This window comes from Mycolicibacterium insubricum, assembly GCF_010731615.1.
Classification (GTDB): domain Bacteria; phylum Actinomycetota; class Actinomycetes; order Mycobacteriales; family Mycobacteriaceae; genus Mycobacterium; species Mycobacterium insubricum.
Window position 1 is genome coordinate 636,841 of the sequence record NZ_AP022618.1, and the last position, 19,086, is coordinate 655,926.

General features: G+C 68.0%; 16 protein-coding genes and 1 pseudogene. 10 read left to right on the forward strand and 7 right to left on the reverse strand.

Annotation, left to right across the window (positions count from 1 at the left end; genetic code table 11):
* The first annotated feature begins 71 nt into the window (after positions 1-71).
* Both G6N16_RS21920 and G6N16_RS03010 read left to right on the forward strand, forming a co-directional pair.
* Entirely contained in the window at positions 72-2,858 is a 2,787-nt protein-coding gene (locus G6N16_RS21920) for a PGRS repeat-containing protein (RefSeq protein ID WP_163787751.1), read from the forward strand.
* Positions 2,859-2,924: 66 nt separating this feature from the next.
* Entirely contained in the window at positions 2,925-3,125 is a 201-nt protein-coding gene (locus G6N16_RS03010) for a hypothetical protein (RefSeq protein WP_163787752.1), read from the forward strand.
* A 79-nt stretch (positions 3,126-3,204) separates the two neighbouring features.
* Here the strand turns inward: G6N16_RS03010 and G6N16_RS03015 are convergent.
* Positions 3,205-4,359 (reverse strand): annotated as a pseudogene (locus tag G6N16_RS03015) (IS30 family transposase); the annotation flags it as partial.
* 143 nt (positions 4,360-4,502) lie between these two features.
* On the opposite strand from G6N16_RS03015, the gene G6N16_RS21925 reads away from it, so the two are divergent.
* The gene (locus G6N16_RS21925) at positions 4,503-7,286 is read left to right on the forward strand and encodes a hypothetical protein (RefSeq protein ID WP_133052990.1); all 2,784 of its coding nucleotides are present in this window, start codon (positions 4,503-4,505) and stop codon (positions 7,284-7,286) included.
* Positions 7,287-7,366: 80 nt separating this feature from the next.
* Here the strand turns inward: G6N16_RS21925 and G6N16_RS03025 are convergent, their stop codons facing one another.
* The gene (locus G6N16_RS03025) at positions 7,367-8,176 is read right to left on the reverse strand and encodes a sulfotransferase family protein (RefSeq protein WP_083032972.1); all 810 of its coding nucleotides are present in this window, start codon (positions 8,174-8,176) and stop codon (positions 7,367-7,369) included.
* A gap of 29 nt (positions 8,177-8,205) precedes the next feature.
* Positions 8,206-8,565, reverse strand: coding sequence for a hypothetical protein (locus G6N16_RS03030; protein ID WP_083032974.1), 360 nt, complete (start codon positions 8,563-8,565; stop codon positions 8,206-8,208).
* A 119-nt stretch (positions 8,566-8,684) separates the two neighbouring features.
* Between G6N16_RS03030 and G6N16_RS03035 the strand changes: the two genes are divergently transcribed.
* Positions 8,685-9,488 (forward strand): SDR family NAD(P)-dependent oxidoreductase, encoded by an 804-nt coding sequence (locus G6N16_RS03035; protein WP_083033001.1) that lies wholly within the window; start codon positions 8,685-8,687, stop codon positions 9,486-9,488.
* A gap of 15 nt (positions 9,489-9,503) precedes the next feature.
* Here G6N16_RS03035 and G6N16_RS03040 read toward each other — a convergent pair whose 3' ends face one another.
* Together G6N16_RS03040 and G6N16_RS03045 are read right to left on the reverse strand one after the other, a co-directional pair.
* Positions 9,504-10,253 carry an SCO6745 family protein gene (locus tag G6N16_RS03040; protein ID WP_083032975.1) on the reverse strand — a complete coding sequence of 250 codons (750 nt, stop codon included), beginning with the start codon at positions 10,251-10,253 and terminating at the stop codon, positions 9,504-9,506.
* Positions 10,254-10,382: 129 nt separating this feature from the next.
* Positions 10,383-11,342, reverse strand: coding sequence for a TauD/TfdA dioxygenase family protein (locus G6N16_RS03045; RefSeq protein WP_083033002.1), 960 nt, complete (start codon positions 11,340-11,342; stop codon positions 10,383-10,385).
* Positions 11,343-11,409: 67 nt separating this feature from the next.
* Here G6N16_RS03045 and G6N16_RS03050 point away from each other — a divergent pair, with 67 nt between their 5' ends.
* On the forward strand, positions 11,410-12,144 hold the full coding sequence (locus G6N16_RS03050) for an IclR family transcriptional regulator (RefSeq protein ID WP_133052991.1): 735 nt from the start codon (positions 11,410-11,412) through the stop codon (positions 12,142-12,144).
* Here G6N16_RS03050 and G6N16_RS03055 read toward each other — a convergent pair.
* Positions 12,141-13,706, reverse strand: coding sequence for a serine hydrolase domain-containing protein (locus tag G6N16_RS03055; RefSeq protein WP_110810938.1), 1,566 nt, complete (start codon positions 13,704-13,706; stop codon positions 12,141-12,143). The two genes, G6N16_RS03050 and G6N16_RS03055, sit on opposite strands and share 4 nt — an antisense overlap.
* Positions 13,707-13,856: 150 nt before the next feature.
* On the opposite strand from G6N16_RS03055, the gene G6N16_RS03060 reads away from it, so the two are divergent.
* From G6N16_RS03060 to G6N16_RS03070, 3 genes are read left to right on the forward strand one after another with little or no spacing between them, the layout of a single operon-like run.
* Complete coding sequence (locus G6N16_RS03060) at positions 13,857-14,498, forward strand: TetR/AcrR family transcriptional regulator (protein WP_083032978.1); 642 nt, start codon at positions 13,857-13,859, stop codon at positions 14,496-14,498.
* 20 nt (positions 14,499-14,518) lie between these two features.
* On the forward strand, positions 14,519-15,055 hold the full coding sequence (locus G6N16_RS03065) for a glutathione peroxidase (protein ID WP_083032980.1): 537 nt from the start codon (positions 14,519-14,521) through the stop codon (positions 15,053-15,055).
* Positions 15,056-15,102: 47 nt separating this feature from the next.
* A complete protein-coding gene (locus G6N16_RS03070) occupies positions 15,103-15,693 on the forward strand; it encodes a TetR/AcrR family transcriptional regulator (protein ID WP_234805991.1) in 591 nt (196 codons plus the stop codon).
* 56 nt (positions 15,694-15,749) lie between these two features.
* Here the strand turns inward: G6N16_RS03070 and G6N16_RS03075 are convergent, their stop codons facing one another.
* Positions 15,750-16,349: a TetR/AcrR family transcriptional regulator gene (locus G6N16_RS03075; protein ID WP_083032981.1), complete on the reverse strand. Its 600-nt coding sequence runs from the start codon at positions 16,347-16,349 to the stop codon at positions 15,750-15,752.
* A 55-nt stretch (positions 16,350-16,404) separates the two neighbouring features.
* On the opposite strand from G6N16_RS03075, the gene G6N16_RS03080 reads away from it, so the two are divergent.
* Together G6N16_RS03080 and G6N16_RS03085 are read left to right on the forward strand one after the other, a co-directional pair.
* The gene (locus G6N16_RS03080) at positions 16,405-17,484 is read left to right on the forward strand and encodes a class I SAM-dependent methyltransferase (RefSeq protein WP_083032983.1); all 1,080 of its coding nucleotides are present in this window, start codon (positions 16,405-16,407) and stop codon (positions 17,482-17,484) included.
* 76 nt (positions 17,485-17,560) lie between these two features.
* Positions 17,561-19,033, forward strand: a complete 1,473-nt coding sequence (locus tag G6N16_RS03085; RefSeq protein WP_083032984.1) for an acetyl-CoA acetyltransferase — start codon at positions 17,561-17,563, stop codon at positions 19,031-19,033.
* Positions 19,034-19,086: the final 53 nt, after the last annotated feature.

The following is a 19,086-nucleotide window of genomic DNA, read 5'->3' on the forward strand; positions in this document are numbered from 1 at the left end:
GTCACCGTCCCGCGCACGCAGCTCGACATCATGCAGATGCGAAGGGAGGGTGTGCGCGCTACATCGGTCGCGTGGGTGCGCTTGCCCTCGCATTGGGCATCGGCAGCGCGGTTACCGGATCCGGCTTTGCGCTTGCCGACCCGGGCGACGGCCATAAGGACCGCACTCGGCCGAGCAACTCTTCGGAGCGGTCCGACAAGGGACAGCGCCAGATAGGTCGTAAGCAACAGGCCCGCACCCCCAATGCCAGTGCCGCCGGGGACAACGCCGGCGGAGGCACGCAAGGCGCCGGCGGCGCACCGACGACGGGCGGTGGTCAGGACGATCAGGGCGTGACCGGAAGCGGCGCGGGCGGTACAGACGACACGGCCCCCCGCACCCGACGCGGCGGGCTCAAACGCAATGGCGTGGTCAAGCCCGGCCAGGGCGCGGACAAGACCCACCAGCGACTCACCGACAAGGCCGCCGCGGCAGGCGATGTCACGGAGGCCGCGCCGACGAACACGGGGACCACGCCGACAGACACGGGGACGACGCCCGCCGATCCGCCGGCGCAGCCGGAATCACCGACGCCATTCGATTCCGACGACCACGGGCAGATCAACCCGCAAGAGCAGACGCCGACGAAGCCCGAGCGCGGGACCAGGAGCTTCGGCCGCGGGCCCGCCGCCCTGACCCAAACCATGCTGGACCGACTGGCAGCCCGTGATGGTGGCCGGGTGGACGCTTCCGAAGAGTTGACCCCGGAGACTCGTGGTGCGGCGCGTGTGGTCAATCCGCTGCTGCGTCAGTTTGATTCGACCGCGGATGGTTCGACAAGCTACGCCGGAAGGCTCCTCGACGCGGTCAATCGGAACCTGACTGATCCGGCTGGTGGACTTGACCTTACCGGTGCACGCCTGGTCGAACAGCGGCCCGCAGCATTCACCATGAACCTGGGCGAAGCTCAGATCCCCGATGAAATCATCGACGAACAGACCGACACGGACCTCAGGGGCACGACCCCGCCGGCGGCCGCGGTACGCCCGACCCCGATCACCGGTCTGCTGAGTGCCCTGACCCTTGGGACCTTCCTGAACACCGGAAGCCCGGAGGCGCCCGCCGACTTGCCCGGCACCTGGGTGGTGCTCGCCTGGGTACGCCGTCAGTATGCGGTGGCGCTGAACAACGACAACCGACTGCTGCCCAACATTCAGCCGTCCATCGCGAGCAGCGAGCCGGCGACGTTGGGCGCCGAACCGGCGAGTGCGGGTATTGCACCGGCGAACCTGGTGACGACCATGTCGCAGAGTCTGCTGCCCACGGCGGCGACGAACCTGCTGACGACACCGTCGACGTTGTCCGGCTTGGGCCCGTCGTCGTTCGACATCGCTTCGATCGTCAACTGGTTGGTGTACAACCCGCTGCATGCGATCGGCCAGCAGTTCTGGGTGGTCAGCCCGATCGGCTCCACCCTGGCCGCCGTGATCAACACCGTGACGGGGACGTACCTCATCGGAAATGGTGCCGACGGAACTCCTGACAATCCCGACGGCGGCAACGGCGGCTTGCTGTTCGGTGACGGTGGCAAGGGCCTGGACGGCACTGCATATGGCGTGGCCGGTGGCAACGGTGGCCGGGCCGGCTATTTCGGCAACGGCGGTGACGGCGGCGTCGGCTTCGCCGGCCTCGACGGTGGCACCGGTGGCAAGGGCGGCAGGTTCATGGGCATCGGCGGCGACGGCGGTGACGGTGGCGCGGCACTCGACGGTGGAACCGCCGGCAACGGTGGCGACGGCGGCAAGGCCGTGGGTTGGGCCTTCGGCATCGGAGGTGACGGCGGCCGCGGCGGTCAGGGCTTGACCGGAAGCAAGGGCGCAGACGGCGACTGGGCAATCGACTATCACGAAGGGTATGGACCGGGCGCCGGCCAGAAGGGGGGCGCTGGCGGCACCGGCGGTCAAGGCGGCAAGGGCGGCGATGCGACCGGCTTCCTGGTCAACCGCGGCGGCAACGGCGGCGATGGTGGTGCGCAAGGCACGGGCGGCACCGGCGGTAAGGGTGCCGATGGCAGTGCCTTGCTGGTATCCGACTACAACGGTGGTCACGGCGGCGACGGCGGCGACGCCGGCGGGAGTGCTGGCGCCGCGGGCGCTGCCGGAATTGCCAGTGGCTTCTGGATACTCGGCACGAACGGCCGCGCCGGTACCGGCGGAGCGCAGGGCGCCGGCCGAGCGGGCGATGGCGGCGCAGGCGGAAACGGCCTTGGCGACGTAACCACGGGGAGAGCAGGCAGCGGTGGCACCGGTGGCACCGGTGGCACCGGTCCGATTGGTGGGAAGGGCGGTGCCGGCGGAACCGGTGGTAGTGCAGGCGACGGAGCTGTCGGAGGGGCCGGTGGTGCGGGGGGCGCTGGTGCGACGGGCACTTCCGCCAATCTCGGCCAGGGTGGCGGTGGTGGTGGTGGCGGCGGCGGCGCGCTCGTTATTAGCGCCAACGGTGGATCCGCCAGCGGCAAGGCAACAGGTGGTGAAGGTGGCCACGGCGGTGAAGGATCCCTCACCGCAGCCGGCGGCGAGGGTGGCGCCGGCGGCCTAGCCGAGATTTCAGCGAATGGGACCGGCAGCTCTGCGACAGGCAACGCCACTGGCGGCGCTGGGGGTAATTCCACGGGCACCGGTACGGGTGGTGCTGGTGGTTACGGCAAGCTGATCGCCGATGGTGACAACGCGGTTGTGACGGGTGTGGGTGTCGGCGCCAAGGGTGGTGCTGGTGGTGCGGGCATCAATGGTGGTGTTGGTGGTGCCGGCGGTAACTCCGATGTCAATGCTGGGCGGCATTGTCAAGCGGTTAGTGCAACATCGCTGCTCTCGTGGTGATCAAGGGCCGGTGATTGGGCATACGCTGGGCGCGTGCAAGGGCGGCGGCAAGGGAGTCATCACTTGATGGCCGAGCACCCGTACGCGTGTCTTGGGGTGCCCGATGCTGAGGAACGTGCACGGCGCAACGCCGAGATGCTCCGCGGTGGCGAGGAGTCTGGCTTCTACGACGAGTCCAGCCGCACCAGCCTCTGGCCCGATGACTTCAAGGACTGGGAGACCGTCGGTTCCGCGCCTCCCCTGGCACCCGGCAAGCGGCCTTTCTGAGCCACTCGCGGCGAGCCGTGGGTGGGCCTTGGTTGCCCGGGGTCAGGCGGCGTCGTTGAGCAGGGCGGCGAGCCGTTGGGCGGGGTGTCGAGGTCGAGGTGGGCCGGGGTCGTTTGTTGAGGGTGTCCTGGACCCGCTTGAGGTCGGCCTTGGTGAATTTCGACAGGTCAGCGCCCTTTTCGAACCAGTGCCGCAGCAGTCGGTTGGTGTTCTCGTTGCTGCCGCGCTGCCACGGTGAATGCGGATCGCAGAAGTAGACCGGGGCCTGCAGCTGCATGTCGATGTCGCGCCAGCGAGCCATCTCCGCGCCTCGGTCCCAGGTGATGGTGCGACGCAGATGCTGGGGCAGGTCGCTCATGGCCTCGATCATCGTCGTGGCCACTGACTCTGCGGTGTGGTCGACCGGCAGGTGCAGCAGGATCGTGAACCGGGTGCTGCGCTCCACCAGCGTGCCGATCGCGCTGGCGCACTCCTTCCCCAGGATCAGATCACCTTCCCAATGCCCGGGTACCGCCCGGTCTTCGGCTTCGGCCGGGCGGTCGCGGATGGTGTACACATCGTGGAACTTGCCGCGGCGCTCCTGATGTCCCCGGGACTTGCGCGCGGCACGTTTAGTCGACAGGCACTTGTTCAGATCAGCGCGCAGCTGGCCCCGTCCCTGCACGTAGAGGCACTGGTAGATCGTTTCGTGGCTCACCTGCGCCAGCTTGTCATCCGGGTGGTCGCGGGCCAACACATCGGCGATCAGCTTCGGACTCCACCCGTCGTCCATCCAGTTTTCGATCTGGGCGCACAATGCGCGGTCTTGAAGCTTGAATTCCTTGGGCCGCTTGGCTTTCAGGGCAGCACGAGAATGTGCCATCCCAGCGTGGTAATCGCCGTCGGCGTTGCGGTTGCGCTGTACCTCGCGCCACACGACGCTACGGTCACGGCCGATCTTCTCAGCAATCTCCTGATACGTCTGCCCAGCGTCGCGGCCGCGCATGATCGCGATGCGCTCATCGAGGCTGAGTCGATGCCCATACCCACCTGGCCTGTCAGGATCACCAGGCTCAGCCAGACCCGTGGCCGAACCCGTTCCGCATCGCAAGGGCATCGACCCAGCTTCATCCCACCACCTCCAACCGGTCTGGATTGACACGCCAACCTGGTACCCGGCCTCACGAAGCGTCGCGCCCAGGCACACCCGATCGAAAAACTCTCGCCGCATCGCACGCGGATAAGCCGGAGTCATACGCAACCTTCCTGAACAGGGACGTTGCAATGACCATATGAATCTAAGGGCTCAATGGCTCGGCCAGTGGTACCTCCACCGGTGGTGCGGGTGGCTCGGCGACGGGTGCGGGTAGCACTGGCGGTAAGGGTGGCTGGTCCACAGTGCAAGCCGGTTTCCTTTATCGCGGCGAGACGGGCGGCGATACCAGTGGTACGGCGATCGGCGGCCTGGGTGGTAATGCCACGGTCGCTGGCAGCACCGGTGGTGCCGGTGGTGGCGCGTTGCTGATGTCTTCGGAGACCGGTGAGGTGTCCCGTACCAGTGCCGAGGGTGGCGCGGGTGGTAATGCCACGGCGGCCGGTGCTACTGGTGGTGTGGGTGGCTGGACCAATGTGTTTGCAGCCGATGGCAGTTCGATCACCGACAGTTCCGCAGTCTCCGGTGCCGGTGGTGAGGGCCGTGGTGGTGATGGCGGGGCCGGCAACCAGGGTTGGATCCAGGCCGAGGGTGCTGTTATCTCCGATGCAACTGTTACCGGTGGTGCCGGTGGTCACGGTGGCCTCAACGGCGGTGGTAAACAGGGCGGCAAGGGCGGAACTGGTGGCCAGGCGCTTGTTGGCGGCGGGGTCGTCGCTGTGTCCGGCGGGGCCGCCGGTGTGGTCGATGGTGCGACCGCGACCGGTGGTGCCGGCGGTAACGGTGGCAATGGTTCTGCGGCCGGTGTCGGTGGCATCGGCGGTGACGGTGGTAAGGCTGATCTTTGGGCCGATCCGGGCAGCGCGGCTGATGGCACGGTGACCGGTGGTGCCGGTGGTCATTCGATCGGTACCGGTACTGGTGGTGCCGGCGGGATGGGTCATGTGCTTGCCCAAAACGGTGGGCACGCTTCGGCGACCGGTGACGGTGCTGTTGGTGGTGCCGGTGGAGAGGGCAAGGACGGCGGCACCGGTGGAAACGGTGCTGAGGGCGTCGTCCGTGCGATAGCCCATGGCAGCTCGGCCCAGGGCAGCGCGACGGGCGGCGCCGGCGGGGCCGCCAAGACTGGAGGCATCGGTGGAGACGGTGGTCGGGGCCGGATTTCCGCGCTCAAGACCGGGACGCAAGCCCGGGGCACCGCTATCGGTGGCGTCGGTGGTAAGGCAGAGGATGCCAACAGCACGGGCGGCAACGGCAATTCGGGTTTGATCGAGGCTGGTTACGGCACAAACCCACTCCTCGGTGACAACAGCAAGGCAAGTGGCTACGCCTTGGGCGGTGCTGGCGGTGACGCGACCACAGGGGGGCATGGCGGCGCTGGACGTTTCGGGACCATCTACGCGTCGGGAACAGGTTCCAACGCCAGCGGCGCCGCTTACGGTGGCTCCGGTGGATCCGCCTCGAACGGAGGTTACGGGGCGGCCGGCGGACGAGGTCAGATAACAGCGTGGGGCAACAAATCCACCGCCGGCGGAACTGTTCGAGCCGGCACCGGCGGCAGCGGTACCGGGAGCAACGTGACCGGTGGCGACGGTGGGGATGCCCTTATCGGCTCGGGCCAATCCTCGGGCACTGCTGGTGCTGAATCTGTCTCGACAGGTATTGCCACGGGTGGTACCGGTGGGGCAGGCCAGGATGGCGTCAACGGCGGTGCCGGTGGCACAGCAAAGCTCTACGCCCGGGGCAACAAGGACAAGGCCACCGGCAACACGGCGATTGGTGGTAACGGAGGCCTCCATGGCGCCACGGGCGGCGCGGCTACCATCGACTTCAATGGGGGCGGCGGCGCCGGTGGCTCAATCACCAATTCCACTGCGGTCGGCGGCAACGCCGGTGCGGGTGATGCCGACGGCAGCACCGGCGGCAACGGCGGTGCCGCCTCAATCGGGGCGACAAACGGGACCACCGTCACCGGCGGCCATGCCAACGCCGGCAACGGCGGCGCAGGGGTCGAGGGCGGTAAGGGCGGCGCAGGTGGCGACGCCACGATCGCGGCCAAGCCGGCAACGGGGAACTTGACCGGTACGACTACCGGTGGTGAAGGCGGTACGGGCACGGGGGTTGGTGCCACCGGTGGTGCCGGCGGCGCGGCGACCAATGGTGGTACCGGCGGTGCCGGAGGCATTGCCAAGATCGGCTCTGACGCGACCGGAACCGCAACCGGCACCGCGACCGGTGGTGCCGGCGGCACGGCCACCGGAGCCGGCAGTGCCGGTGGTGAGGGCGGCTGGGCGCAGATCAAGGCTGGCAACTACCAGGGGCTGAGCGGTGGAATGGCCAGCGGCACCACCACGGGCGGCAAGGGTGGTGACGCCACTGTTGCTGGTAGCACCGGCGGTGACGGTGGCGGTTCGCTCATCATGGCCGCAGGAACCGGCAGTGTCGCGACCGGGAACACCGCCAAAGGTGGCAACGGTGGGAACGCCACCGCGGCTGGTGCCAAAGGCGGCGAGGGCGGTTTCACCAATATTGCGGCGCTCAACAACAGCATCACCGCCAGTACCGCGACCTCCGGCAATGGCGGTATCGGTAAGGGCGGTGACGGTGGTAAGGGCGGTGACGGGTGGATTCAGGCTTACCCCTGGGATGACCCCACAGCCGATCCTCAGGGGACCACTATCGTCAACGGCCAGTCGACCGCTGGCAACGGCGGCGACGGCGGTACAAACGGAAGCGGCGGTGCTATCGGTGGCAAGGGCGGTGACGGCGGCAACAGTACCTTCTGGCAGTCTGGCAATGTGACGTCCACCAACGGAGTCAACGCCGGCGGCCACGGAGGCAGTGGCGGAAACGCCACCGCGCCCGGAGTTAGCGGCGACGGTAGTGGAGGTGCCGGCGGTAATGGTGGCGTTGGCGGCAACCTTGCCGGCGTGCTCGGCACTGGCGGCAACGGCACGAACGGCGGCAACGCGCAGCCCAACGGTACAGCCGGCACCACCGGCTCCAATGGTGCAAATATTCCGGGCTAACGACCCAAACCCATGATTGACAGCACGTGAAAGAGAGGCCCGCTCCTGCGGGCCTCTCTTTCGTCCGTCGTACCAGGTTCTCAGACCACCCGCAGACCCTCCGGCACATTGTTCGAATCGGTCCAAAATGCGTCGTTCACAAAGCGATTGAACAGATCCGGCGGCAACACTGTTTCCCGGGGTTCCGCCTTCACCTCGCCGCGCACGGTGTGCAACCCGGGGGTCCCGGCCCGCTCATCGAACTCGGTGACGTCGTAGCCCACGTGGCCGAAGTCGTGTTCGAAAGTCGGTTCTCCGATGAACTCGTAGAGGGTGTTCATCACCCGGGCCGGCTCGGTGGTTAGGGTTTCGTACTGCACCAGCAGCAGCCGGTCACGCTGGGCGCCGTAGCAGGCCTGCTTGAGAGCATCGTAGGGGGCGCCCACCATTCCCTCCTGGCCGGCGACCGCGCTGGCCCTGGTGTAGACGGTGCCGCCCGGGCTGTAGTCGAACATCGATGAGGGGCTGAATACGTTGCGCTGCACCAGCCGCTCAATGCTGTCGATCACCCACGGCAGTTCCCGAACGCAGGCAATGACTTTCGCCTCTGGGAATAACTGGGCGAGAGCGGGCATCCGAGCGCACCAGGCGCGACTGGTGTCGAAGACGACGTCGGCCGGACAGTCGGCGTAGTAGCTCTCGAACAGTCCGCGAAGGATGCGTTCGCGCTTGGCGTCGTCGAGGAACACCGAAAACTCATTGCGGGCACTCATCTGCGCGATCAAGGCGTCGAACAGTCCGGCGACCGGGCCCGACATTCCGGCCTGGAAGCGGGGGTTCTGACGCAGCAGTGCAGCCAACAGCGTCGAGCCGGAGCGCGGAAGACCAGAGATGAAATGAAGTGCGGTCACCGCGTTTGTCCCCGTTCTCCTACGAGCCCCTACTCAACAACGTTGAGCGGCAGCTCAATCACCCCAGTGCCGGTGCTCACCGCAACCACATACCGACCGTTCACCGGAACGCTGAACGGCAGCGGGGTGTACATGAAGCCGATCTCGCCGCCGAGGCTGGATTCGGGCACCGGAACCTGGACCGGGACGGACTCACCCGTCGGGGCGCTCACGGTCACGTCGATCACGGCGGAAGTCTCTCCGGGCTCGGGCTTGAGCAGTAGCACCAGCGTGACCGGGGCGACCCGATCGGGGCCGGGCCGGAAAGCCGAGGCCACGCCGCCCTGAATGTTGAGCTTGTTATCGACGGCCGAAGCGGATTCGGCCAGCAGCGCACCAGTGACAATCACTCGCTTAACCTACAGGCCCAGAGGCCTCGTTCGAGGCGGTACGGCGCGCTTCACCCTCCTCAAACGGACATCAATACCGTATGTTCTACGGTAAGAGTCCGACCACCAGCGGAGGAAACATGGATCTTGGTCTGTCCGGCGCAAAAGCCATCGTCACCGGCGGCAGCAAGGGCATGGGCCTGGCCATCGCCGAATCCCTGGCCGCCGAGGGCGCCTCGGTGGCCATCATGGCTCGCGGCCTGGAAGCACTCGAATCCGCCGCCGAGCGGGTCAAGGCCGCCGGCGCCCCCGAGGTGATCCCCGTCGGCGTCGACATGTCCGACCCCGACTCGATCATCGACGCCTTCGCCGAGATCTCCCGGCGCTGGAACGAGGTCAACGTCCTGGTGCACACCGTCGGCCCCGGCGACGGCAAGTTCGAAGACCTCACCGACGCGGACTGGCAGGCCGCCTTCGACATGGGCACCATGTCCGCGGTCCGCAGCATCCGAGAAGCGCTGCCACTGTTGCGCGCCGCCGAGTGGGCCCGCATCGTCACCCTGTCGGCGCACTCCATCCAGCGCCAATCCCCACGGCTGATCGCCTACACCGCCGCCAAGGCCGCACTGTCCAGCCTGACCAAGAACCTCTCGAAAAGCCTGGGCCCCGAAGGCATCCTGGTCAACTGCGTCTGCCCCGGCACCATCGTCACCGCCAGCTTCACCGAAAACCTCAAGGACATCCTCGCGGCCCAGGGCTTCGACTCCGCTGATACCCACGACGTCATGCGCTGGGTGGAAACGAACTTCGGGCACCCCTGCGACCTCGGCCGAGCCGGCCTACCCGAGGAGATCGCCTCGGCGACCACCTACCTGGCGTCGCGGCGCAACGGTTATGTCACCGGCGCGACGGTGAACGTCGACGGCGGCACCGACTTCATCTGAGCACCGAAGGACGGCCTACTGCGCGGATAGCGCGGCGTTGACCTCCGCGGCGGCCCGGGCGAATTCGGCTGCCTCGGCCGCCGTCAGTGCAGCGGAAAGAATCTCGGAGATCCGGCGATTCGTCGTCTGCTCGACGTCGGCCAGCAGCTGCTTCTTGTCCGCACCATCGGGGAACGGTTCGGACCAGCCGAACGTCTTCGCGTACTGGGCACCCTTGTTGAGCACGTGCGCCTCCACCGGCGTCACACCCGAGATGGTGAGTGCGTTGAAATGCACACTGCCCCGCAGTTCGCGCAGCACGAAGATCACCTGCATCGCACGCGCCGGAGTGTCCTCGGCCAGCGGCATGGTTGCCCAGCCGGCGAACAGCGGAAGCCCGGCACCGGAGGTCGCGGCGATGATCTTCGCCCCGAGCTCGGCGACCACGTCGATCCCCGACACATCCGCGAGGTGCCGTCGGCCGAAGCCGGCGGCCTGATCCCAGTAGGTGCCGGCAGCGGCCAGGGCGCCGCGGACCTTCAGCCCCTCGTCCCACATGGCCTTGATGAAGCTGGGCTCGAACACCGCGAAGACCGAAGCCACCGTTCCGCCGGTGGCATCGCCGAGGACCCCGCCGCGGCCCACCACGTACCCGGCGAACGGGTTGGTGTAGCCGGCCGCAGCGCTTTCGGCGAAGGTCTCCGGGTGCAACATGAACGCCGCACCGGCCTGCTCGACGGAGGATCCGGAGGTACGAGCCGCATCGAGAAAAGCGTTGTCGATCAAGGATTCCCCTTCGTTCGGAGCCGGCCGCGTTGAACGTGCCAACGCCGGCAATCAGGACAGGTGCGCATAACCGCGCTTATCCGAGGCTACTGGCGTCGCCGCGGGCCCGAGGTGAAAAGGGGCCGAACGTCAGACCACCATCTCCAGGATCTTGTCGCCGACGGCGTTGTTCTCGAAGTACCCCAGGCCGTAGTCGCCGTCGATGGTGGTGCGGTGCATGACCCGTGGCTCGTCCGGGTCGTGGCCGGTCACCGCGTGCAGCATCCGCAGGTTGTCCCAGATCACCATGTCGGTGGGTCGCCAGGTGTGGAAGTACGGCGTGATGGTCGCCAGCAGTTCCCGGCACACCGCTTCCAGCAGCTCGTCACCCTCAGGGGTCTCGGCGCCCTCGATGCCCTCGGCCATCCACGGGGACACGTGCAGCACCTTCTCGCCGGTGTCGCGGGTCCACACCGCCGGATGCACGGCGCGCGGCAGGTTGTCCCGGCCGTAGTCGATGGTCTCCTGCAGGCGCTTGTGCGGCTGGACCTCCCGGAAGCCGTCGGCGAGACCGAAGCGCATGTCCCGGAACCGCAGGTTCAGGCTGTAGAGGATATTGCGGTCCTCGATCTTGGCACGTAGCTCCGGGGACAGCGCGCGGTAGAGGTCGATGCCGTCGGCGAAGCCGGTCTGGCCGCCCTCGGTGACGCCGACGAGGCAGCGCAGCACGCCGGCCCGGTTCAGCTTGTCGTTGTAGCAGTGGTCGAAATGCCAGGGCAGCCAGGAGGTCACCTCTTTGCCGTCGACGATGACGATGTTGCCCTCGCGCGGAGCCTGGCCGATCTCGATGACACCGGGGTGCAGCGCACCGCCGGCCCGCGGCACGGTGGGCACGGGGTGGTCCTTTAACGGACCGAACACCGTGCTGATCTCGACCTGCAGCGCGCCGTCGGGCTCGACGTCCTCGAACAGGATCATGCCGCGGTCGTCGAAGACCTGGCGCAGCTGTTCGCGCACCGACGGGTCCTCGAGGACCCCCAGCGTGACGCCGGTGACCCGGGCGCCGAACGACAGGTCCTCGCGCAGAGGTGCGACGTGAATCGATGACATGGCGTGTTCCTCCGAGCGGTTGTACATAGATCACTATCTGATACAGTAATGTCATTAATCAACACTAGTGAGGTTGTGGATGGCCGTCAAGGGCAGTTCCACCGCCGCGCGCGTGCTCACCGTCTTCGAGGCGGTCGCCGCCCACCAGCCGGTCGGTGTCGCCACGCTGTCGCGGATGCTGGAGATGGACAAGAGCGCGGTGCAGCGCGCATTGGTGACGCTGGCCGAGCAGGGCTGGATCCGGGCGCGCGAGGAATCGTCGACGCGGTGGGAGACCACTCCTCGGATCTTGAACATCGCGCACAGTTCGCGGTCGAAATCCGATCGGCGCCAACGTATTCAGCAGGTGCTGGAACAGCTCGCCGAACAGACCGGTGAGACCGCGATGTTCAACGAGCCGGACGGTTCGGGGCTGACGGTGTCCCAGGTGGCCGAAAGCCGCCAGGCGTTGCGGATGGTGCCGCGCATCGGCGCTGCGGTTCCGGTGCGTGAAAGTGCGACCGGGCGTGTGCTGTTTCCGCATTTGAGCGCCGAGCGACAACGCGAATTGCTCAGCGGGCCGGCCGATGCCGAGTTCCGGAAACTCGTTGACGATGCGGGTGAGCGCGGATACTCCGCCAGTAGTGAGGTGAACGAGGCCAGCATGACGATCGCCGCCCCGGTCTTCGAGGCCGACGGTCGGGCGCTCGGCGCGATCGCGATCAGCGGGCCCGCCGAGCGCATGGTGCCCGAACAACACCCCGAACTCGCCACCGCCGTACGACGGGCGGCCGCCGAGTTGTCCCGGGACCTCGCCGACTAGCTCCCGTAGAGATGTAGCGCTCGGCCGGCCAGTGTGGCGATGTCTCCGCTGAGCCCGGTGATCGGCGGGCCGCCCCGCTGGTGGATCACGTTGGCCAGCACCACCACATAGGTATCGGTGCCCGGGTCGACCCACATCGTGACGCCAGTGAACCCGGTGTGCCCGAAGCTGCCGATCGGAAAGACCATGCCCCGCGGGCGCGAATGCGGTGTGTCGATGTCCCACCCGAAGCCGCGCAGGTTCACCCCGGCGACGGCCGGATAGCTCGGCGCAAGAAGCGGATCGGATCCACGGCCCCCGGCGGCGATCGCCGCGCGCGTCGCCGCGTTGGCCAGGGCCACCTGCCCGGGAAAGTGGCCGGGCTGCTGGGGCGTCGTCATCAACTCCAGCGTGGCCTGTTGCAGCGGAAACGGGCTCGGGCGCCCGGCCAGCCGATCCAGCAGAGCCTGCAGGTACTTCCCGACGTCGGCGGCCGTCGAGAACACCCCGGCGCTGCCGGCCACTCCGCCCATCCGCCGCGCGGTCGGATCGTGCACGGTGCCGCGCAGCAGGTCGTCGAAGTCGGGGTTGATGCCCGGGGTGTCCTCATCGCGGGCGGTGGGGGCGATCCGGGCCAGCAGGTCGGTGCTCCACGAATCCTCCGGACAGTCGGCGACGGCCGCCTCATCCTTGTCGAACCCGACGGCCGTGCCGCGGATCCGATGCGGCCCACACACCTTGGCCGCGGGCAGGTAACGGGTATCGGTCATCTGCAGCGGGGCGAACACGTGCTGCTGCACGTATTCGTCCAACGGCTGACCGGTGAGCTGCTCGACCAGGGTGCCGAGAATGATGAAGCCGATGTCGGAGTAGTGGAACAGCTCGCCGGGCGCGAACTCCAGTGGCGCGGTGAGCGCGCGATGGATGCCGTCGGCCTTGTCCGGCGCGGTCAGGCCCCACGGTCCCTGGTGGCTCAGGTCGCCGCCGATGCCGGAGGTATGGGTGAGCAGCATGCGCAGCGTCACTCGCGCCCGCACCGGATCGCCGGTGGCATTGAAGCCGGGCAGATAGGTCTGCACCGGATCGTCGATGTGCACCCGCCCCTGTTCGTAGAGCTGCAGCACCGCGGTGGCGGTGCCGAGGATCTTGGTCAGCGAGGCCAAATCGAAGATGGTGTCGACGGTCATCGGCTCGGCGGCCGCCGGCTCACCGTCGAGTCCGGGTTCGCCCGCCAGCTTGCGTTCACCGAATGCCCGGCGCAGAACGACTTTCCCGTCGTGCCCGATCTGCACGACGGCGCCCGGCAGCCGGGGCGCGGCGATTGCGTCGTTGACCACTTGGGAGATGGACGGGATATCGCCGACGGTCGCCACGTTGGGTGCGGGTGCCGTCGGCAGCGGATGCGGAAGTTGCGGGGCGGGGGAGCCGGTGGTCACCGGCGCGGGGCCGGAGTCGTCGCGACGGGCACAGGACGGTACGGCGAAAAGGGTGAACAGGACGACGCCGAGAACGGCAGCCCGGGTGACGCGTGAACCCGCTGCACTCACCGGATCGACGGTAGTCGGGCGCCGGACCGGTGTCATGCGCGCCGATCCGGGCGATCCGCGGCGCGCAGCATGCTGGGAAAACTACGGTACGCGCTGTACGGCGGCGGTCGGGAAAGACCGATTCACTGCCGGAGCAGGGCGATTCCGGGTGCGCAACAGATTGATCTACCAGAGTATTCTGAACGCGTGTCCGCAACCACGACCGGCAACGGAAAGCCGGTGTCTACCAGGGTCCGACTGCTGGAATCCGCCACGGATCTGTTCAGTCGGCAGGGCTTCGGGGCGACGGGGATCAAGGCGGTCCTCGCGGCCGCCGAGGCGCCGTACGGCTCGCTGTACCACTTCTTCCCCGGCGGGAAGCAGGAGCTCGGCGCGGCCGCCCTCGCCTACGGCGGCGAGCGGTACCGGGTGATCCTGGCTTCGGTGTACCCCGAGAACTCCGACGTCGTGCAGGACACAGCTGATTCGTTTGCCCGGGCAACTGAGATGTTGGAGGAAACCGACTTCGGCTACGCCTGCCCGATCGCGACCATCGCCCTGGAAACTGCCGACAACGACGAGGTGATGCGCGAGGCTGCCGCCGCGGCGTTCGAGTCTTGGCTGGAGCTTCTCCAGGAGCGCTTCGTCGGTGCCGGGATGACCGATGGTCGTGCGCGTGACGTCGCGATCGAGGTTTTCTGCCTGATCGAGGGCGCGGTGCTGCTTGCCAGAACCACCCGCTCTGTGGCCCCGATGCACACCGCCGGGAAAGCGGCCACCACGCTGGTCACCGCGGCGCTCGAACAGTCGCGCAAAAGCCGGTCCGCCGGTAAGAAGCAGGCGAACTGAATTAGCGAGAGGATGACCGTATGACCGTCCATGATTTCTCGGTGAAGGCCGCCGATGGCTCGGCGAAATCACTCCGCGACCTTGCCGGCAAGGTGGCGCTGATCGTCAACGTCGCCAGCAAGTGCGGATTCACCCCGCAGTACCAGGGGCTGGAGGCGCTGTACCAGCAGAGCCGGGATCGGGGGCTGGAGGTTCTGGGCTTCCCGTGCAACCAGTTCGGCGCACAGGAGCCCGGCACCGATGCCGAGATCCAGGAGTTCTGTTCGCTGAACTACGGCGTCAGTTTCCCCGTCTACGGCAAGATCGACGTCAACGGTCCCGACGCGGATCCGCTGTATGTCTATCTGCGTAAAGAGGCCCCCGGCGAATTCGGTCCCGAGCAGGGCCCGATGTATGAGCACATCAAGGCCATGCGCCCGGAGGCCATCGGCAGCGACGAGGTCAAGTGGAACTTCACCAAGTTCCTGGTCGGCCGCGACGGCTCGGTGATCCGCCGGTACGAGTCGACGGCCACTCCCGAGCAGATCGGCACAGACCTCGCAGAACTGTTGGACTGAGGGTGGTGCGGGATGAGGCGTCCAGTGCGACCCGCGTATACGGGGGAGTGACCGGCGAGGAGCGAGTGGCGGAGCGGCGCCGGAAGCTCATCGAGGCCGGTATGGTCCTGTTCGGGTCCGGGGGCTCCGTGCAGGTCCGGGTCAAGGACATCGTCGTTGAGGCCGGCCTGACCGAACGCTACTTCTACGAGAGTTTCAGTGACCTGGGGGACTTGTTTGATGCGGTCTTCGAAGACGCCGCTGAAGTACTGGAGAGCAAGGTGAAAGCGGCGGTCCCGAAGACATCGGAGGACGCCCTTGCCCAGGTATCTGTCGTGCTGCGAACCACTGTCGACACGCTGACCGCAGATCCGCGGATGATCCGGATCTTCTTCGTCGAGGCACTGGGCAAGGGCGGACGACCCGCCAGCCGGCACGGCCACATTCTGAACCGGGCCACCGGACACGTCCTGCAGTGGCCGTCGCCGGAAGACCGGCTGTTGTTGGAGGCACCGGCGGAGGACCAGATGAAAGCCTTCGCATTGTCCGGTGCGGCTTCGGAGTTGCTCGTCGCTTGGGCCGAAGGCGTCTTGGAGGTGACCCCTTCGGAGTTGTCGGACTTTCTGGTGGGCCTGTACTGCCGCACCAATCTGCCCTGACTCGATCACCTTGTACCGTCGCAGATATCGTGGCGAGCAAAGACTGGGCTGGTCGGTTACTCGGTGACCGCCGGCGCGGGCGGTCGCAGCAGGCCCAGCTGCTGCTCGACCAGCGCGCGCAACTCGGCGTGGCCCGCGGTGACGCCGACCGCGGCCTCATTGCTCAGGCTCCGCGCGGTCTGCGCGATCAACATCGAGACGGCCACCGGCGGATAGCGGTCGAGATCGACCCCGTTGGCCCGCAACACCAGCGTGACCGCTGCCGTCTCGATCTCCCGCACCCGCTCGGCGTAGGCCCGCAACTCCGCGCGAATCACCTTGCGGTGGTTGGCCAGCGCCATGAACTCGGTGTTCAGGATCGTCAGCCGCGGATCGCTGTTGATCGACCAGAGCGCGTGCAACGGATCGTCGGCGGTCAGCAGCGTCCGGATCCGGGCCAGCGCGGCGTCGGCGCCGCTGCGCAGCACCTCGACGAACAGATCGTCCATGGTGGGGAAGTAGTAGTAGACCAGCGCCTGTTTCACCCCGGCCTCCGCGGCCACCCGCCGCGACGTGGCCGCCGCGTAGCCCTCGTCGCGCATCACCCGCGCCGTGGCCTCCAGCAGCCGGTCACGCGCGTTGCTCTCCGCGGTGTTGGGCGACGAACGGCGAGCCATTCCCGGCACTTTACGCTCACCGGTTCGCCCGCCGGAGCGCTTGTAGGGTGGGTTCATGACCGGCAGCCGAACCTCCGACACCCCTGGTGAGACCGCCGAGGAGTTCGCCGACCGGATCGCCGCAACCATGGACGCCGCCGCGTTGGCCATGCTGCTCAGCATCGGCCACCAGGTCGGGCTGCTGGAGACGCTGGGCGACCTGCCGCCGGCCACCAGCACCGAGATCGCCGACGCGGCAGGCCTCAACGAACGCTACGTGCGGGAGTGGCTGGGCGGCATGGCCGCGGCCGACGTCGTCGAATACCACCCCGACACCGGGCGCTACCGGCTGCCCGCGCATCGCGCCGAGGTGCTGACCAATGCCGGCGGTGCCCGCAACCTCGCGCCGGCCACCCAGTACATCCCGCTGCTGGCCGAGGTCGAGCAGAAGGTCATCGGTTGCGTGCGCGACGGCGGCGGGCTGAGCTACGCGGACTACCCGCGCTTCCACACCGTGATGGCCCAGCGCAGCGGCGAGATGTACGACCGGGCACTCGTGGACGAGGTGATCCCGCTGGTCGACGGGCTGCCCGAACGTCTGCGCGCCCGTGCCGTCGTCGCCGACTTCGGCTGCGGCAGTGGGCATGCCATCAACCTGATGGCGAGGGCGTTCCCGGCCAGCACCTTCACCGGCGTCGACTTCTCCGCCGCCGCGACGGCCACCGGTGCGGCCGAGGCGGCCCGACTCGGGCTGACCAACGTCGGCTTCGTCGAACACGACCTCGCCGAGTTCGACGCCCGCGACGTCTACGACCTCATCACCGCCTTCGACACCATCCACGACCAGGCCCGGCCCGAGAAGGTGCTGGCCAACATCCACCGCGCGCTACGCCCCGGCGGGGTGCTGCTGATGATGGACGTCAAGGCGTCCAGCCGCCTGGAGGACAACATCGGCCGGCCCCTGTCGACCTACCGGTACACGGTGTCGCTGATGCACTGCATGTCGGTGTCGCTGGGGCTCGACGGTGCGGGGCTGGGCACCATGTGGGGGCACCAGCGCGCCACCGCGATGCTGGCCGACGCCGGGTTCACCGACGTCACGATCGCCGAGACCGCCGCCGACCCGCTCAGCAACTTCTACATCGCCCGTCGGTAGGGTCGAACCCCGCGGGCGAAGCGGTTCATCACCGTCCCCCCGCGTCCGACATCCCCGCAGGACGGAGCATCCGGCAGTGGCCCTTGATCCCCGCACCCCGGTGCTCGTCGGCTACGGGCAGGTCAATCAGCGCGACGAGAACCCCGGCGGGGAACCGGTCGAGCTGATGGAGGCCGCCGTCCGGGCCGCCGCCTCGCCCGAGGCTCTGGCGGCCGTCGACGCCGTGCGCATCGTGAACCTGCTGTCGGTGAACTACCGCGATCCCGGCCTGCTGCTGGCCCAGCGAATCGGCGCGCCCGATGCGTCGACCCGGTACACGCCGATCGGCGGCAACGTCCCGCAATCCCTGGTCAACCAGGCCTGCCTGGACATCCAGAGCGGCCGCAACGACGCGGTGCTGATCGCCGGTGCGGAGACCTGGCGCACCCGGAACCGGCTGAAGGCCCGCGGCGAGCGACTGACCGCGACGGAGCAGGATCCCTCGGTGCCGAAGGCGCCCAGCGATCCGGAAATCCCGCTGGCCGGCCCGGCCGACATCCGCATCGGACTGGTCGCCCCGTCGCACATCTACCCGATGTTCGAGCAGGCGCTGCGCATCGAAGCCGGCGAGGCGACCGAGGAGCATCGCCGTCGCATCGGCGAGCTGTGGTCGCGCTTCAGCGCGGTCGCGGTGGAAAACCCGCACGCCTGGAGCCGGGAGGCGGTGCCGGCCGAGCAGATCTGGCAGCCCGGCCCGGACAACCGGATGGTCAGCTGGCCGTACACCAAGCTGATGAACTCCAACAACATGGTCGACCAGGGCGCGGCGCTGCTGCTGACCTCCGTGGAGAAGGCGACCGCCCTGGGCATCCCGCGGGAACGCTGGGTCTTCCCGCACGCCGGCACCGACGCGCACGACACCTACCCGATCGGCGAGCGGGCGAGCTTCGCGGGATCACCGGCGATCCGGATTGCCGGGCGCCGGGTGCTGGAACTGGCCGGGTGCGGCATGGACGACATCGGCCTGGTCGACGTCTACTCCTGCTTCCCGTCCGCGGTGCAGGTCGCTGCCGGCGAACTCGGGCTTGCCCTCTACGACCCGCAGCGGCCACTGACGGTGACCGGTGGCCTGACCTTCGCCGGTGGGCCGTGGAACAACTACGTGACGCACTCCATCGCCACCATGGCCGAGCGGCTGACCGCCACCCCCGGTCAGATCGGACTGATCACCGCCAACGGCGGCTACCTGACCAAGCACAGCTTCGGCGTGTACAGCACCGAACCGCCCAGCGGGGCCTTCCGCTGGGCGGACGTGCAGCCGGCGGTGGACGCCGAACCGACCGTCGTCGCCGAGGACGGCTGGTCCGGGACGGCAACCGTGGAGACCTGGACCGTGCCGTTCGATCGCGACGGCAACCCCGAGAAGGTGTTCGTCGCCGCCCGCACCCCGGCCGGCACCCGCGTACTGGCCGTCGTCAACGACGTCTCGCAGGCGCTGGCCGCCACCGGCGAGGACATCGCCGGGGCGCCGGTGACCGTCGCGCCCGACGGCACCGCCGCTCTGGGCTGACCCGCCCGGTTTGATGGGGCGGTCCGGCGAGGGGAAGCCGGGGTCGCCCGGTT